Raw genomic sequence first — 16,015 nt, 5'->3', positions numbered from 1 at the left:
GTGTTGTCAGATTGCGGGCCGCCACGCGGCATCGAGCACGCGCAGCCAATTTTGTCCGAGAAGTTTCAGAACGAGCGTTTCGCTCCAGCCGCGCGCCAGCATGCGGGCGGTGATATTGGGAACCTCACCAATGCGCTCGATGCCCTTCGGCTTGGAAATCTTGACCGTCGCGAATTCCGTCAGCGTGCGGGCCGTGCCCTTGTCGCGGTTGGCCCAGAGCTGCCAGGGGCCGGGACGCGGCCGCTCCTGCGAGAAATCCGTGCCGATGCCGACGTGATCTTCGCCGACGAGATCGATGACATAGGCCATGGCATCGAGATAATCCTCGACCGTCGCATCGTTTCCGGCAGCAAGACCCGGCGCAAAAAGGCTGATGCCGATGATGCCGCCCTTCTCCGCGCAGGCTTTGAGCAGTTCGTCCGGCTTGTTGCGTTTCACGTCGCGCAGCGCACGCGGCAACACATGCGAGATACAGACCGGCGCCTTCGAGCGGGCGATGACATCCGCCGTAGTTCTGTCGCCGACGTGGCTCAGATCACAGAGCACGCCGACGCGGTTCATCTCCCCAAGTACCTCACGGCCGAAGCCCGTCAGGCCGCTGTCGTTTTCTTCCAGATAACCTGCACCGGAATAGTTCTGGGTATTGTAGGTCAGCTGCATGATGCCGACGCCGAGATCCTTGAAAATCTCGACATAATCCAGCTTGTCCTCAAGCGGCGAGGTGTTCTGCCAGCCTATGATGATACCCGTTTTGTTTTCCGCCTTGGCCACGTGAATATCGGCCACCGTGCGCACCGGGCGGATCAGGTCGTCATTTTCCCGCAGGAAACGCTTCCATTCGCTGACATAACCGATGCCCTCGCGGAAATTTTCCCAGATCACGCTCGAGACGTTGACGGCGGTCAGGCCGCCCGCGCGCATGTCCTCGAATATCGACCTGTTCCACTGGCAGGTCTGCAGGCCGTCGATGACGATGGCCTGATTGTGGAGTTTTGCGGCATCGGTCATGCGGATGTCCTCACTGCGGATTGCGAAATTTGCTGCTTCAGGGCACCAAGGGCGCGGCTTGCGAATTCCAGGCGGTCCTGCCCCCAGAACAGCTCTCCGTTCACCACATAGGTCGGTGTTCCGAAAATTCCGAGGCGCTCGGCCTCAGCGAGATTTCCGTTCCATTCCGCCACGATGTCTTCCGGCTGCGGATCGCGCACCAGCGCCACAGCTTCGGGACCGAGAACCGCTTGCGCAATGGCACGGAGCGTATCGAGATCGGCAATGTCGCGGTCTTCGCTCCACAATGCGCGCTGGATGGCGAAGGAAAGGCTGATCGCGTCCAGCCCGGCCTTCTGTGCGGCAATGACGAGTTGCGCTGCGCGTTCAATGGTGGCGCAGGGGTAAAATTTCGGCGTGAGATTGAGCGGCATATCGAGATGACGGCGCCACCGGTCCAGTTCCACGGCATGGTAGCTCTGCCGGGCATCAGGGCGGCTGCGCAGTGGAATGCCGCCATTGGCCTCGATGATGCGGATCGGGCGCAGCACAATCTCGGCTCCATGCGAGCGCGCGACTTCGACCGCCCGTGGCGCACCGAAATAGGCCCACGGCGATGAAATGCCGTAAAATATTTCCAGTTTCAGTGCCGGTTCAGCCATTGGCATGCTCCTTGGTCTTGTCCCGCGCGTCCGCGTCGCGCCATTCCTCGCCGGTGATTTCAGCGGCGTCGTGGTTCATGAAAGTCTCGAAATGACGGGCGCGGTCTTCGACGAACAGCGAGCGGGCAATGCCCTGCGCCAGACGCTCCGCCCCCTGACTGACCGCAGGAATGCCGCTGGTGATTTTCCCGTGGGAGGGAACAGCCGGATAGGCAAAGCAATGGATACGGGAAATCGTTTCCGCCTCCGTCGCAGGCAGATCCGGCTTCGGCAGAAATTCGAAGGCCGGCCCGAGATAGGGATAGGATCCCAGCGCATCGTTGCTCTGCTCCGCGGGCGGCTGGTAGGCGTCGCGCCAGAGCAGGACACTGCCGCTTAAGGCCGCAAATTCCGGCCGTCGGGCGAAATCGACATCAAAGCCAGTGGCGAAAATGATGAGGTCGGCCGGATAGCGCCCCTTCGGAGTCTCTATTTCCACCGCCTCGCCCACTTCTGTGATGCTGATAACGGGACTGCCAAGATGGAAGAGCGCATTGCCATGCCGCGAGACCCTCAGGATGCTGTGGCGTGGCGGCGGAATCTGCGTCCGCTCCGCCTCGACCATGAAGGCCCAGCGGTCAGCATCGGGCAGGCCGATATAACCGTGGGACATGCCGAGGCTTGCGATGCCGCCGAATTTCTCCACACGCGGAATATCCGGCTTGCGAATGAAAAGGTCGACGCGGTCAGCCCCCGCCTCAAGTGCTGCGGCCGCATTGTCCATTGCCGAAGCTCCGGCTCCGACCACGGCGACCCGCTTGCCCCGTAACGCGCTCACGTCGAATATATCGCCGCTGTGGCGCACGAAGCTTGCAGGAACCGCTTTCGCTACATCTGGCAGTCGCGGCGCACCGAGGCCATCAAGCCCTGTCGCCAGGATCACCCGGCGCGCCAGAACTCTGGTCGCACCTTCCGGCCCCTGTAACTCGAGATCAAGCAGGCCATCCTCGCGGAGAATGAGACCGGAAAGTTCGGTATCGTTGCTCACGGGCAGCGCCAGTACATTGCGATACCAGACCATGTAGGCCATCCAGTCTTCACGCGGTATGAGCACCATCTCCTCATAGGCGCGCGCGCCGTACTGCGCCTCGAACCATGCGCGGAATGTCAGGGAGGGTACGCCGAGCGCGGGACCAGCGAGTTCCTTGCGGGTGCGCAATGTCTCCATACGCGCGCTCGTTACCCAGGGACCCTCGAAGCCGCTCGAAGCCTTATCGAAGGCCCTGATATTATCGATCCCGACAAATGAGAGGGCGGCAAGCGCGGTGAGCCCACAAAGCCCGGCACCTATAACTGCAACATCCAGCACTCCGCCACCGTCGATCTCCATGCGCGGCACCCATGGCTTCGCTGGTCGCTCTAGAAGGGCGAGCTCGTGCGCAAGCCGCGCCTCCAGCGCCAGCAAGCCGCCCGCATTGACAGACACTGCATCGGTTTTTCGGTCTTCCATCATGTTAATTCTGAATTAATAAGCGTTAAAAATTCTATTTAAGCATTATAAGAAACACAGAAAGGGAAAGCCGGAAAGCAAAAATCTTCTAATCATCTGCGGTTTTCGGCAAATTCTGGCGCTCACGGCGGCTGGGGCATTATCTCCCGACGTCACCAACGGCTATCACGACGCACGCCGGGCGAGCCCTACGTCATTAAAACATCGCTGGAGAACCGAACATTCGGCCGGCTACTCAGCGCCTTCTGCCACGGCCTAGGCGACTGCGAGCCGCAAGAGATTGCGAAGGTCGCGCGACCGAGCTTCGTCAACGGCACCGAGATCTTCGCGGATGACGGCAAGGCCTTACGCGAATATTTCTAACATGCTGGCATCGCGATGAAACCTGGATATAGATTCTCGGCCACGAAGAACCAAAGCGATCGGCTTGGGTTCAACCGTCAAGGGCAAGAACCTAGTGGCTTTGCGCGTTTTCAGGACCGTCAGTTGGCTCAAACTCTCCTTAATCGATAATCGACTTCAGAAGAAACCGCGTGTGATCGGTAAGATGTTTTCCACCATGTTGGCCATTTCCAAACGACCAATTTGCCAAGAAAACAGCGCTTCCCCCAGTGAGGTTGGCTGTCGCGCCCTGTACGTATTGCCCGAGATTGGACATGTCTGATGTTGCCCTAGGGGTCCTCCGCGTCCATATAGTTCCAATGACGCATGATTCGAAAATATTCGTAGGTCTTCGATCCGCTCGCAAACGCTCGCCATCGGCCAGCCAAGCCACAGGCCCAAAATGCCAATGGGACGGGTGTGAAAAGAGCGGTACTCACCGCGCGCCGGTGGGATCGGGTGCAGAAGGTCTTTACCTCTTATTCTGCCTTGAGCATGTGACTGACTACAACAAGGGTTATAGTTTTACGACACCACCCTCCAATGCCGACGTCGCCCGTTACCAGAAAGAAGCGACGACGGGTGCGCGCCCGACCTGGGGAAAGAGGGTGAGCGCGGCGACTGAAACTCCGTTACCGTCTTCAATTCGTTCAGGCTCGGCAAAAACGCTAAATGCTCGCAAAGCCGATCGGCAAGGGCAAACCCGGATCGGCGCCCAACAAAGAAAGCTCAAGGTACTGGAAGCCAAAGCTTTCGAAACACTCGGCCTTTCTTCCCAGGCGACATCCCAAGAAATCAAGAGCCGCTATAAGGAGAGGCTCAAAATGCACCATCCCGACGCCAATGACGGAGACCGCAATTCTGAGGATGCACTTCGAAGCTCAATCGAAGCGTATCGAATCCTTAAATTGAACGGTTTTTGCTAAAGCCTGTTTAAAAGGGGCCTAAGATCTCTGCCTTCAAGGGACCCGAGCCACTGACCCGCTCCAACGCATAGATGAGATGATCACTCGGACCTCAATCCAAGCCAAAATTTCTTAAATGCATTCAAGGAGCGTCTCCGTCATTCGCCCAGGAGCTGCGAGCAGACACGTGCTCCGTTGCACGACATCGCTCTGGGTAGTGGGTCGTCGGCATGGTTTGTGTTTGTCGCTATTCGACCGCAAAAGCGAAGACACCGAGATAGGCTATTGGACAAACTCTGCCTTGAGGAGAATGGCCGTCATCACCACTTAAATGGCCGAAAGACACAGGGATACCGATGTCCATGTTGTCACTACGCAACCGTGCGACACTCTGATTGCCCATATTCAGTCCCGCAGAACGGTGAGGCTCCATCAGTTTTGGTGGAGCGCGCGTCGATGCCTCCCCGCAAGGGCGCCCAGCCTGTCGGTGGTCGGGACTTCGGCTTTTGTCTCGGCACGCCGGGTGCTTGAGGGCCAACTCTCGGTCCCCGATCATTTATCCAGAAAGATGGCTTTCTTTCATCCTTAGCGTTACAACGACGCCGCCCTCTCCCCAGTTATAGTCGATTGATCCACCGAGTTGTCCAGAGACTGTCCTGTGCAACATCTTACTGCCGTAACCGTCTGACGATCTGGGCGATTGAGCAGGGTCGCCTCCGTGTTCGCTCCAGACGATCTCGACCTCGTCTTCGATTACAGAACCGGATATGTCGAGCAATCCCGCATTATTCGACAAGGCACCATATTTGAGCGAATTCGTTGCCAACTCGTGTATCACGAGTGCCAGGCTGGTTGCGGCCTTTTCTCCTAATCCCATCCGCGGCACAGCAACGCGGATGCGACCTGCAAAAGCTCCGACGTCGTCGTAAGGGGCAAGCAGCACAGCAAAGAGGTCACCGAGCAATGCCGATCTCCCCTGGCCATCGGGGAGCGGGCGCACCAGTTCGTGGGCCCTGCCGAGGGCCGTCAGTCGCTCAGTCAACTGCTTTGCCATTTCCTCTTTTGTCTCGGTCGTCCGCGAGGTGATATTTGTTAATCCAGAGGCCAGAGCCAGAATATTCTTGACGCGATGGCTCATCTCGCCGGCAAGGAGTTCATGCCCTTCCTCCGCCTGCTTGCGGCCCGTGACGTCAAGAAAGATGCCTGTCATTTTTTCGGTTGCAGCGTCTCCCTCGTTGCCTTGGCCCCGAGCGGAAATCCAACGAACGTCGGAGGCGTTCGTGAGAATGCGGAAATCAATTTCAAACGGGCCGTCGATGGCGCGGGTTGCGACGAACGCCGCCCTGACGCGGTCTCGGTCGGCGGGATGCACCTTGGCGGAAAGGTGCTCAAAAGTGAGGTCTACCTCGCCACAAATGTCCCAGAGTTCGTAAGCCTTGGCATCCATCACAAACGTGTCGTCATCGACGATCCAGGCCCAGAGCGCGACCCCGGCCGACTGGATAGCACGCCTGAGCTCGGCTGTACTCCATTCAGGTTGTGATGTGCCTTTACTCAATTTCAAATGTCTCCCACCCCATACAAAAGCTGGTATCGATCTAGAACTAGCTGGCCAGCGAAGCGTTATCAATGTTCTACGTAGGATGTGCTTTATTGGGATGGAAGTGGAATGGCATTAATTTCGGACCGGTATCGGGACATATTTGTTGGCGATGGAGAGATGGCGCAGATGATGCGGCGCCATGACTGGGCGGATAGTACACTTGGTTGTCCGGACGAGTGGCCCGAAGCGCTGAAGGTCGCAATTCGGCTGTTGCTCACCTCAAAATTTGAAATGTGGCTTGGCTGGGGTCCAGACATCGCCTTTTTCTATAACGATGCCTATAGGCCGACCTTGGGAAATAAGCACCCCAACGCGCTTGCTGTGCCGACAAAGATATTATGGTCTGAAATCTGGAATGATATCAAAGGGCGCTTGGAAACCGTTTATTCAAGCGGAGAGGCAACCTGGGACCGCGCGCTGCTTTTGCTTCTCGAACGCGACGGGTATCCGGAAGAAACGTATCATACCTTCTCTTACAGTCCGCTGATCGGAGACAATGGCAAGGTCGAGGGCGTCTTCTGCGCGGTCACGGAAGAAACCGAGCGGGTCATCAGTGAACGCCGCCTGGCAACCATGCGCACCCTGGCGTCTGGCCTTGCCGTGGCCGACACCGAGGTCGAAGTCTTCAACGCTTCACGCAAAGCGCTTAACGACAACCCTCAGGATCTTCCCTTCTGCGCACTTTACGTTTTTGACGAGAACGGCAATGCGATGCGCCGGTGGGTTTGCGGCACAGCTGAAGACGACACTTTATTGCCTGTAACAATAAACCGTGGTGTGGGTATCTGGAACCTTGAACGCGCCTGGCAAGAACAGGCCATGGATCTGATACAGTTGTCGGCCACAGACGTCATCCCGTCGGGGCCCTGGCAAAGAGCGCCATCTCAGGCTGCGGTCATTCCTTTGGTCGGACAAGCCAGCGACCAACCCAAGGGGGTAATGATCACCGGGCTCAATCCGCATCGGGCGGTCAGCGACGATTACCTGGATTTCCTTAAATTGATTGCCGGCCAGATCACCTCGCGCTTGGCGAGCGCCGAAGCGTTCGAAACAGAACGTCGACGGGCAGCGGCGCTTGCGGAGGCTGCTGAGATCCGGGAAAAAGCAGCGTTGGCACTCGAGCAGCTCAATCGTCAACTCTCCTCAGAAGTGGAACTTCGGACCGCGGAGCGAGATCGGATGCGCGCCCTGTTCCAGCAAGCCCCAAGTTTCATGTGCATCCTCAGCGGGCCTGAACACACGTTCGAGCTGGTCAACGATGCCTATAATCAACTTGTCGGGCATCGCGAGCTCCTTGGCCTCAGCGTCAGAGAGGCGCTGCCTGAGATTGCCGGGCAAGGCTTCTTCGAATTGCTCGACGGTGTTTTTCGATCGGGCACGCCGTATATAGGTCGTTATGTGCCTGTTTTCCTTGAACGGGATGGCAAGGAGCAGCCGGATCAGCGCTTCGTACATTTGATCTACCAGCCAATTTTTGACCTTAACGGATCAGTGACCGGGATTTTCGTTGATGGCTTCGATGTTACGGACCAAAAGCGTGCTGAGGATCAGCTTCAGAGCCTTAACCACACCCTTGAGGAAAAAGTCGAGCAGCGCACTATTGAACTGAGAACTGCGCTTCTGAAGCTAGAGAAAGAAACTGTCGAGCGCGAAACCGCACAGATCGCGTTGAGGCAGGCGCAAAAGATGGAAGCGCTGGGTAACCTCACAGGTGGCGTGGCGCATGACTTCAACAATCTTCTCCAGGTCGTGAGCGGCAACCTGCAGCTTCTCTCCAAAGATATCGACGGCAACAGGCGGGCAGAACAACGCCTGCAAAATGCCTTGGCCGGCGTTGCCCGCGGCGCAAAGCTGGCATCGCAGCTTTTGGCCTTCGGCCGCCGTCAGCCGCTCGAGCCCAAAGTCGTCAATGTTCGAAAACTCATCCAGAATATGGACGATATGCTGCGCCGGGCACTGGGCGAAGAGATAGAACTCGAAACCGTTGTCTCCGGCGGGTTATGGAATACGCTGATCGATCCGAGTCAGCTGGAGAACGCCATCCTTAACCTGGCAATCAATTCGAGGGACGCGATGGAAGGCCGCGGACGATTGACAATCGAGACCGGAAATGCGGTTCTCGACGACAATTACGCCCGTTCGCACGACGATGTCCGTCCCGGACAATATGTACTCGTTGCAGTGACCGATACGGGGTCAGGAATATCGCCAGATATCATCGAACATGTCCTGGAACCGTTCTTCAGCACGAAAACGGACGGGAAGGGAAGCGGCCTCGGTTTGTCGATGGTTTACGGCTTTCTTAAGCAGTCCGGCGGCCACCTCAAAATCTACAGCGAGGTCGGGCATGGGACGACCATGAAACTCTATATGCCGCGCACGGTGCAGGTCGAAGACAGCCTGAGTGATCCAGAGGCCATTGCGGTGACGGGTGGCACTGAAACTGTTCTCGTGGTGGAAGACGATGACGGCGTTAGAGAAACATCGGTGGCGCTGCTGACGGACCTTGGTTACCGCGTCCTCCAAGCGAGAGACGCACAGTCCGCATTCGCCGTCGTCAGCAGTGGCGTTCAGATCGACCTGCTGTTCACGGACGTCGTGATGCCGGGCCCGCTGCGCAGCACAGATCTTGCGAGGAAGGCCAAGGCTCAGTTCCCTGGCATGGCCGTGTTATTTACCTCAGGCTACACCGAAAATTCGATCGTCCACGGCGGCCGGTTGGACGCTGGTGTCGAGTTGCTATCCAAACCCTACACGCGCGAGGCACTGGCCCGCAAAGTCCGCCACGTCCTGAACAACGCGCAGCAACACAGGATTGCCTTGCAACGGATGGAGCGCCAGGAGCCCGCGCCTGCACCCGAGCAGGAGCCGCGTGATAGCCGCCCAATGGTGTCGGCAAAACCGCATGTCCTTATCGTTGAGGATGAGCCGCTTATCCTGATGTCGACGGTCGACATGGTAGAGGAGCTTGGTCACACGGTGCATGAGGCTAACTCAGCGGAAGATGCCCTCAGCGTCCTTGAGGCCAACAGGATCGACATGTTGCTGACAGATGTCGGTCTGCCCGGCATGTCGGGGATCGAACTTGCAAGGCATGTAAGGGAACGCTGGCCAAACGTGCGGATCGTTTTCGCAAGCGGTGACGACAACGCCAAGACAGCCTCGGGTATTTCCGATGCGCAGCAATTATCCAAGCCTTTCAGTATCGATGGTCTGCGACAGGTGTTGGGTAAGGCCGATCGGACCTTGTGACCGCAATCTGGCTGGCATGGCTCGTGGATGGTTATAACGACGTTTGCCATCGCGCTGTTTGGCGATGGCGGCTGGCCACCTGCGCAAGGTTGAGTATCCAGTCCCACCTGCGCTGTTGACCGCCGGGTCATCACGATTGTGGGACTGGATCTGTGGAGATATCTCGATGCCCCTGGGCGAGCGAGGCCACGGCACCCTTCGCCGGTTAATGCGCCGTTCGGTTTTTATCCGAAGTCGACGCCCCCGCGGCGTAAGGCATAGCTCGACCGACAAGAACCGCGCGGCATAGAACACCACCAGCTCGATCCGGATCAGCCGTACGCCGCGGGGCACGAGATCACTAGAGGCTGACGCCCTCCAGTTTCGCGATCAGCGTGTTGCGATCCTCAACCGATTTCAATCGCACCGTTAGAGCTTCGCTCTTAACCGGCACCTGGGGCGGCAGAGAGACGGCAATGCCGGGAATATTTTCGGCAGCCCACCGCCTGAAACGAGGCAACTTGTTGGGGCCGCTGATAGGAAGGGTGTGAATATATCTGAAAGTCATGACTGCTTCTTTCCGAATGCGGGCAATGCGATGGCACAGGCGGCCAGATTTGCTCCGCAGTTTTCGTGTCGGGTTGCGAGAAACCTGACGCCAATGTCGCGGTCGCAACTATTGGCGCCAGGCCATCAGCGTCCGGCACTAACCCTTCGGATAGGAAAGATATAACGCATGGTGAGCGCGAAACCCGTTAGCTCCATCGTCGGCATGTCAGACACCAGAACCTTGCCGCTCGCTCAACCCCAGTATCAGGCGGCCAGAGTGACGGCGGGCATGCCAACACCCCGGCTCGGCATCGAGCTTCCGTACAAAATCGGCAAGCGCGATATCATCCAGCCTGTCTGCCGCCGCTAGTGGAGAAAACCATCGTCTTTTTCGGTGCGCTTTTTCGCGCCAGTGGGTCAAAGTGCCACGCACGTTCATACCGAATATCGTGACACAGCAGACAAGCTGAGGCCCATCGTTGAGGGTCTTGATGTATCTGTATGTCAATACCGGAGCCGGGGACATGTCGCCAATAATTCCTGCCACCTTGAAGGCATGTCGTGAGGCCATGACGAGGGGCGGACATGCTTTCACGAGCGGGCCATTGGGCACGATCCAGCGCTCGCGCTCACGGTCCGTGACAAGCAGCACCTTGCGCTCGCCGTCGCGCCCGATCCGCCAGGGAAGTACTCCGACCTGCTGCAACTGACCTCTGTCATCAGGTGACGAGACGATCCGGCTTGCTGTCGTAGCGCGTGTCATTGTCCTGCGGTCTCCGCAAGCCAGCGAAAGGGCAGCCGGAACTCGTTGCGCTTGCAACTATGAGGCTTGCGTGCGGCTCTCAGTGGAACAGAGGTTTCACACCAAGGGCACCGGGCCGCGGCACCCGGCAGTTGACGGTTGCAGGCAGGGCAGACTGGAAGGGGGCGAGGGTGGGACATTAAAACGCTCCATGGCTACGTCGCGCGAGCGACGCATAACGAACCGCACTTTCAATTGCGTGGTTCCCGGAGCGGCTGGGTCTATGGCGGCGTTAAAGGTTCAGTGCTGCCAGCTCCGGGTTAGGGAACGTGCCTGATCAATAAGCCTGAAAAATAGGGATTTCATGGTCGTTTTCATGATGCTTATCTGGGCAAGGATCGCGTTGCCTGCAAGGTGACCTTTTGCCGCACGATAGGAATGATGTCGGACCATTCGCGCCAAATCGTACGTGAACGAACCTTGTGACATCCACTCAGCGGCAACAAGCTCTGCGTCACTTTATGGCCTTACTGTCAGACCCAGAGCTTTTCGCTTGAACGCGCGGACGACGATCGAGACATTGATGGAGGTTTTGCAGACGTAGCTGTTCTCGAACAACAGACCTGACCGGTCGTTGCACAGCACTGACGATTCGAGCGCCTGCTCAGCTAGGTTGCGTCCCCACTCGTTGTGGAAGAACGTGCTTCCATCGGTAAAGCCAAGCCCTGTGGTCTGGTATGTCGGTCGAGCTTGCAGCGATCTTAAGGCGGCAAGATAAGCGGCATCATTGTCCGACCTGCGTCCAGCGAACATTGCTTTTCCCAGAGATTTCCGATCGATGCTGGGACGCCTCCAAATAATGAAGCGGTTCTCAACCAGATCAATGTACTCATCGAGACCAGCAACGGGGATCGAGTGGGCGGCGACAGGTTGATAGAACATGAATGGATCGCTCTCTTCGGCGGCCGCATTCGCCCGGAAACACATAACCGCTTCGAGCGATGCCACTATCTCCGGCCAGGCTTTTAGAACGGAGGACATCACCTGAGGGGCGACTCCAGCCTTTCGCCAGAGTGCATGTATTAAAGCACCAGCAATCCACCGTGGCTCGCCTGTCGTCTCGTTAGCCGCGTTAGCAATCGGTGCAAGGCAGGCCTCGTCCTCACATAGGATAGCGGCTACGTCAGCCAGAGTAGCATGATCAAGACCAAAATTGGTCTTGGCAAGCAGGGCAGGAAACAAGGTGGTAACCTCTGAAAAACGCCTTGTTCTCAACAAAGAGAACAAAGACCAGTGGAGCGACTAAATTGGCGAACGACCCGATCGCACGCGTGCGATCGGGTGACGCTCCTGCTTTGAGGCGCAGCGGCTCCGGTCTGGCTTGAGGTCCAATAATCATCACCGATGCGTTCCTCCGGTACAGCATGAGTCGAGCTGGGCCGCCGCTCGTGATCGCCTAGATGACCCCTAACGCGTCCATAGCTTCCGCCACCCGAACGAATCCGGCGATGTTTGCACCAAGGACGTAATCGCCCGGCGCGCCATATTCCTCGGCTGTTTCCGCGCAGACATCATGGATCGCACTCATGATGTCTGCGAGGCGCGCCTCCGTTTGCTCAAACGTCCAGCTGTCACGGGAAGCGTTCTGTTGCATTTCCAAAGCAGACGTGGCGACCCCTCCTGCATTAGCGGCCTTGCCAGGCGCGAACATGACGCCTGCCGCCTGAAACAACCTTACAGCCTCGGGAGTCGACGGCATATTTGCACCTTCTCCCACCGCGATGACGTTGTTTCTGACGAGCGTCTTTGCGTCTTTACCAGTCAGTTCGTTCTGCGTTGCACAGGGCATAGCCACGTCACAGGGGACATCCCAGATTGATCCTCCCTCTACAAAGCAAGCGTCCGACCCCTTGAGCTTCACGTATTCCGAGATGCGTCCTCGGCGGACCTCCTTGATCTCCTTGACCAGGGCGAAATCAATCCCGCTTTCATCAACGACATAACCGTTTGAATCGGAGCAAGCGACAATCTTCCCGCCGAACTCGCTTACTTTTTCCATTGTATAAATTGCAACGTTGCCCGAACCAGAAACCGACACACGCTTTTCTGAAAAGTCCATTCCCTTGGAGGCCAGCATCCTGCGCACAAAGTAGCTCGCCCCATAACCTGTCGCTTCTTTGCGAGCGCGCGAACCGCCATAGAACAGGGCTTTCCCGGTCAGGACACCCGCCTCAAATCGATTGGTCAGCCTCTTGTACTGGCCAAACATATAGCCAATCTCACGACCGGCGACACCGATGTCGCCAGCGGGAACATCGGTGTATTCGCCAATATGTCTATGAAGCTCAGTCATGAACGACTGACAAAAGCGCATAATTTCGCCATCAGATCGTCCGCGCGGATTGAAGTCGGATCCGCCCTTCCCTCCACCGATGGGCATACCGGTCAAGGCGTTCTTGAACGTCTGTTCGAATCCGAGGAACTTGATGATACCGACGTTGACCGAGGGATGAAACCGAATGCCGCCCTTATAGGGACCCAAAGCAGAGTTGAACTGCACGCGGAATCCGCGATTGATTTGGACCTGACCGTTGTCATCCACCCAAGGCACACGAAAGATGATCTGCCTCTCCGGTTCACAAATCCGCTCGATAAGGGCGTTTTCCGCATAACGCGGATGTTTAGCAATGACTCTTCCAAGGCTCTCCAGGACTTCGCGCACGGCCTGGTGGAACTCGAACTCTCCTGCGTTTCGGCGCAAGACTTCGTTGAGAATGGGTTCGAGTTTTTCGTCGACGTGAACCATCAAATACTCCGTTTTTTTAATAGCTTAAGGAAGATCGGCATGGGCAAGGCAGCCTGATCACTGCCGGCGAGGGTGACTGCCTTGGCTCGTCAGACATCGGGGTTCTTTGACCTCACTCGCTCGGACATCATCGCCTGGAAGTTCGACAGCAGGATTATGCATCCGCCGATGACGACCCAGGCGTCTACGCCTTCTCCGTAAGCGTAGAACCCGACGACCGCAGCCATGGGTACACGCAAAAAGTCGATAGGCATGATGACAGATGCATCGAGGCGCTTAAGCGCCTGTGCCTGGCAGTAATGCGCACTCAAGGCACCAACGCCGGCAACCATCATCCACGGAATATCGGACAGGCTAACGTCCCTCCAGTCCGTCAACGCGGCCAGCAGTCCCAGCGGCAGTTGAATGAGGATCATCCAGACCACGATGATTGCTGGTGAGCATTCTTTCGTGAGCTGCTTGACGAGAATTAAGGAAAGCCCATAGCCGGCGGCCGCCAGCAGCACTAAACCAGCAGCCGGATCAATGACGCCGAATCCTGGACGCACTATCACCAGAACACCGATGAAACCGCCAAGGGTTGCGAGAAGCCGAGGCCCGGTTAGCTGCTCCTTGAGAAAAAGCCAGGCGAAAAATGCGACCCAGATCGGCATCGTAAATTCGAGTGCAAAGACCGAGGCCAGTGGGAGAGAGACCACGCCAATGGTCCAGAAATACTGGGCGGTGAAGTGAACGACGTTTCGGGCGAGATGCCTTGGAAACAGTTTCTTCTGAAGGATCTGCGGCAGGAGTGACCGTCCCACCAGCAAAATTACGCCGAGACCGACGAGAGCCCGGAAAAACAGCACCTGTCTGATCGACAAGGTCGATGCGAGCTCGCGAGACCCGACAGCCATGCTTATGAAGGACGCCATGCTCAGCGCCATCCAGCCAAGTCCCTGCGCAAAACCTGCCCGCCCCCGCATTCCAGTAAAATGTGTGTCTTTTTCCATGATTGCTCCGGACAGCTTGTGCTGCCGCGATAAGGGAAGCCTTGGTCCACTTTTGTTGGCCAAACATCTGAAGCACCATACGAAACAGATGTTGTTGGTGCGTTCAAAGGGCGGAGGAACGTGCGCAAGCAAGCGCAGACATCCGGTCCTGCAGACCTTTCTTGCGTCGATATCATCGCGTTCAGAGGTGGCTGAAGGCTTCCGCGGCTGCTCGTCGTAAACCGGCACGGCCGACCCGGACGACAGTCAATTGATTTCTGTGTCCATCGCGAGAATTCCACTCCCCGCGCTGCCCGGGCTTAAGGCCCAAGAGCGCCACGCCAACAGGCGTCAATACAGACAAGCGGCCCGCGTCTGCCAGCACTTCATTCGGGAGAACAAGGGTAACCTGGCGTTGCTGCCCCTCTACATCATACGAGACAGTTGATCCTAGGCAGACCGTGTCGAGCGAGACCTGTTCGTCTGCCAAGACCCAGGAGTTTTCCAGCTTCTCACTCAAGTCGGGGCCGACGTCGAAATCATTGGTCAGGGCCACGAGCGTCAGGCGGCTAAGTGTGTGAAAGTCTGTTGCTCCGATTATGGGCATGGTTTGGCTGAGTGAAGACATGTTTATTGTGACCTGCGCAACAACCCCATCGCTAGAGGAAGGGCGTTGACTTGTTTGAAGAGAGACTTGCCGCAGATGGTAAGGCGAACGTGTTGACGTAGCCACTCTGGATCCGGCAGGCGACAGTGGCCGGACCCGGTTACGATCCTGCGATGGGGCAGACCCTGAAAGCGCTCACTGCGCGTCTTTTGCTCTCGTTCAACATCAACCTAGCATTTATGGAAGGTGCCATGAAGTCAAGGGCACTTGCCGAGATCAAAAGCGCCGGGCAGCGTCTCACGGAGCGCTTCTTGACTTCCCCCTCAGGCATGCCATGATTAGGGCACCATGTTGAAAATTGGCAATTCACATAAATTTCGCCTCTGCCGAGAGTATCCCGTCGAAGGATACTAGCCCGGGACGTAGACTGCTGTCGCGCGTCTGAACCCGGGCTTTGATCCTGCGGGATTGCGCGACCTCACCCTCCACAAGCAGTCTTTTTAAAACGCAGCTATTCGGCCGCGGTACGAGGCATATGAAATGAACACCACTGATTACACAAAGCCGTCCATCATCGTCCGGCAGACTGACCACGCTCGTCTGACCGCTCTTGCACTGGCGGCACCGGGGCGCGACCTCGACGATGCCGAGAAGTTGCTTATCGAACTTGAGCGTGCTGATGTCGTAGAGGATGACCAGTTCCCCGCAGACGCAGTGGCGGTCGGATCGACGGTATCCTACCTGACGGAAGGCGGAGCCAGAAGGACGGTAACTCTTTGTTACCCCGGCCTCGCCGACATCGAACGCTCAATGGTCAGCGTGCTGACCCCGATTGGAGCTGCTCTTCTTGGTCTTTCTCCCGGACAGCAGATCGAGTGGAAGGGCCGTGACGGGCATTCACACAAGTTGACCGTCCTTGAGGTGATGGCCGACTTAACGGTCAACGCCTCTTAAGACCCTCATTCCGGATGATACGAGAACCCGTTTACAAATTGACGGCGACCGTCCGCATCCACCGATTGACGAGGTCACAATTCAAACGTCGCGAGTAATCGCGACTATTGCGATCCCAATCGATGCCA

General features: G+C 57.2%; 13 protein-coding genes. 3 read left to right on the top strand and 10 right to left on the bottom strand.

The genetic code is table 11. From position 1 onward, the window contains the following. Positions 1–6: 6 nt before the first annotated feature. The 3 genes from RBH71_RS00420 to RBH71_RS00410 are packed head-to-tail and all read right to left on the bottom strand — an operon-like array spanning position 7 to position 3,141. Complete coding sequence (locus RBH71_RS00420; protein ID WP_097169941.1) at positions 7–1,008, bottom strand: dipeptidase; 1,002 nt, start codon at positions 1,006–1,008, stop codon at positions 7–9. Continuing rightward, positions 1,005–1,649 carry a 2-hydroxychromene-2-carboxylate isomerase gene (locus RBH71_RS00415; protein ID WP_097169942.1) on the bottom strand — a complete coding sequence of 215 codons (645 nt, stop codon included), beginning with the start codon at positions 1,647–1,649 and terminating at the stop codon, positions 1,005–1,007. The genes RBH71_RS00420 and RBH71_RS00415 overlap by 4 nt, the downstream gene beginning before the upstream one ends. Next, positions 1,642–3,141: an NAD(P)-binding domain-containing protein gene (locus RBH71_RS00410; RefSeq protein WP_097169943.1), complete on the bottom strand. Its 1,500-nt coding sequence runs from the start codon at positions 3,139–3,141 to the stop codon at positions 1,642–1,644. Before RBH71_RS00410 ends, RBH71_RS00415 begins: the two co-directional genes overlap by 8 nt. A 698-nt stretch (positions 3,142–3,839) precedes the next feature. Here RBH71_RS00410 and RBH71_RS00405 point away from each other — a divergent pair. Further along, positions 3,840–4,445, top strand: coding sequence for a J domain-containing protein (locus RBH71_RS00405; protein ID WP_323687078.1), 606 nt, complete (start codon positions 3,840–3,842; stop codon positions 4,443–4,445). Positions 4,446–4,980: 535 nt separating this feature from the next. On the opposite strand, the gene RBH71_RS00400 is transcribed toward RBH71_RS00405, so the two are convergent. Further along, complete coding sequence (locus tag RBH71_RS00400; protein ID WP_060643035.1) at positions 4,981–5,988, bottom strand: sensor histidine kinase; 1,008 nt, start codon at positions 5,986–5,988, stop codon at positions 4,981–4,983. 156 nt (positions 5,989–6,144) lie between these two features. Here RBH71_RS00400 and RBH71_RS00395 point away from each other — a divergent pair, with 156 nt between their 5' ends. Continuing rightward, a complete protein-coding gene (locus tag RBH71_RS00395; RefSeq protein WP_112162141.1) occupies positions 6,145–9,279 on the top strand; it encodes a response regulator in 3,135 nt (1,044 codons plus the stop codon). A 340-nt stretch (positions 9,280–9,619) separates the two neighbouring features. Here the strand turns inward: RBH71_RS00395 and RBH71_RS00390 are convergent, their stop codons facing one another. The 6 genes from RBH71_RS00390 to RBH71_RS00365 all read right to left on the bottom strand — a co-directional run bounded on the left by RBH71_RS00390 (position 9,620) and on the right by RBH71_RS00365 (position 14,954). Next, complete coding sequence (locus RBH71_RS00390; RefSeq protein ID WP_019565739.1) at positions 9,620–9,826, bottom strand: hypothetical protein; 207 nt, start codon at positions 9,824–9,826, stop codon at positions 9,620–9,622. Between the two features lie 207 nt (positions 9,827–10,033). After that, a complete protein-coding gene (locus tag RBH71_RS00385) occupies positions 10,034–10,570 on the bottom strand; it encodes an NUDIX hydrolase (RefSeq protein WP_112162142.1) in 537 nt (178 codons plus the stop codon). Between the two features lie 498 nt (positions 10,571–11,068). Further along, on the bottom strand, positions 11,069–11,590 hold the full coding sequence (locus RBH71_RS00380) for a hypothetical protein (protein WP_323686946.1): 522 nt from the start codon (positions 11,588–11,590) through the stop codon (positions 11,069–11,071). A 415-nt stretch (positions 11,591–12,005) separates the two neighbouring features. Continuing rightward, positions 12,006–13,355: an NADP-specific glutamate dehydrogenase gene (gene gdhA, locus RBH71_RS00375; RefSeq protein WP_113556326.1), complete on the bottom strand. Its 1,350-nt coding sequence runs from the start codon at positions 13,353–13,355 to the stop codon at positions 12,006–12,008. A gap of 89 nt (positions 13,356–13,444) precedes the next feature. Further along, the gene (locus tag RBH71_RS00370; protein WP_236735657.1) at positions 13,445–14,347 is read right to left on the bottom strand and encodes a DMT family transporter; all 903 of its coding nucleotides are present in this window, start codon (positions 14,345–14,347) and stop codon (positions 13,445–13,447) included. 181 nt (positions 14,348–14,528) lie between these two features. Beyond that, the gene (locus RBH71_RS00365) at positions 14,529–14,954 is read right to left on the bottom strand and encodes a GreA/GreB family elongation factor (RefSeq protein ID WP_026330856.1); all 426 of its coding nucleotides are present in this window, start codon (positions 14,952–14,954) and stop codon (positions 14,529–14,531) included. 519 nt (positions 14,955–15,473) lie between these two features. Between RBH71_RS00365 and rnk the strand changes: the two genes are divergently transcribed. Further along, on the top strand, positions 15,474–15,887 hold the full coding sequence (gene rnk, locus RBH71_RS00360) for a nucleoside diphosphate kinase regulator (protein WP_003517236.1): 414 nt from the start codon (positions 15,474–15,476) through the stop codon (positions 15,885–15,887). Positions 15,888–16,015: the final 128 nt, after the last annotated feature.

Origin of the sequence: Rhizobium sp. AN68 (assembly GCF_030758035.1) — a bacterium.
In the GTDB taxonomy this organism is placed as follows: Bacteria; Pseudomonadota; Alphaproteobacteria; order Rhizobiales; family Rhizobiaceae; genus Agrobacterium; species Agrobacterium tumefaciens.
Note: the sequence above shows the minus strand (reverse complement) of the source record. Positions and strands in the feature narration are given on the sequence as shown.

Bases quoted from the DNA above. Each gene is read 5' to 3' on its own strand.
- RBH71_RS00420 (WP_097169941.1), bottom strand. From the start codon at position 1,008: ATGACCGATGCCGCAAAACTCCACAATCAGGCCATCGTCATCGACGGC.
- RBH71_RS00415 (WP_097169942.1), bottom strand. From the start codon at position 1,649: ATGGCTGAACCGGCACTGAAACTGGAAATATTTTACGGCATTTCATCG.
- RBH71_RS00410 (WP_097169943.1), bottom strand. From the start codon at position 3,141: ATGATGGAAGACCGAAAAACCGATGCAGTGTCTGTCAATGCGGGCGGC.
- RBH71_RS00405 (WP_323687078.1), top strand. From the start codon at position 3,840: ATGACGCATGATTCGAAAATATTCGTAGGTCTTCGATCCGCTCGCAAA.
- RBH71_RS00395 (WP_112162141.1), top strand. From the start codon at position 6,145: ATGGCGCAGATGATGCGGCGCCATGACTGGGCGGATAGTACACTTGGT.
- RBH71_RS00390 (WP_019565739.1), bottom strand. From the start codon at position 9,826: ATGACTTTCAGATATATTCACACCCTTCCTATCAGCGGCCCCAACAAG.
- RBH71_RS00385 (WP_112162142.1), bottom strand. From the start codon at position 10,570: ATGACACGCGCTACGACAGCAAGCCGGATCGTCTCGTCACCTGATGAC.
- RBH71_RS00380 (WP_323686946.1), bottom strand. From the start codon at position 11,590: ATGTCCTCCGTTCTAAAAGCCTGGCCGGAGATAGTGGCATCGCTCGAA.
- gdhA (WP_113556326.1), bottom strand. From the start codon at position 13,355: ATGGTTCACGTCGACGAAAAACTCGAACCCATTCTCAACGAAGTCTTG.
- RBH71_RS00370 (WP_236735657.1), bottom strand. From the start codon at position 14,347: ATGGAAAAAGACACACATTTTACTGGAATGCGGGGGCGGGCAGGTTTT.
- RBH71_RS00365 (WP_026330856.1), bottom strand. From the start codon at position 14,954: ATGTCTTCACTCAGCCAAACCATGCCCATAATCGGAGCAACAGACTTT.
- rnk (WP_003517236.1), top strand. From the start codon at position 15,474: ATGAACACCACTGATTACACAAAGCCGTCCATCATCGTCCGGCAGACT.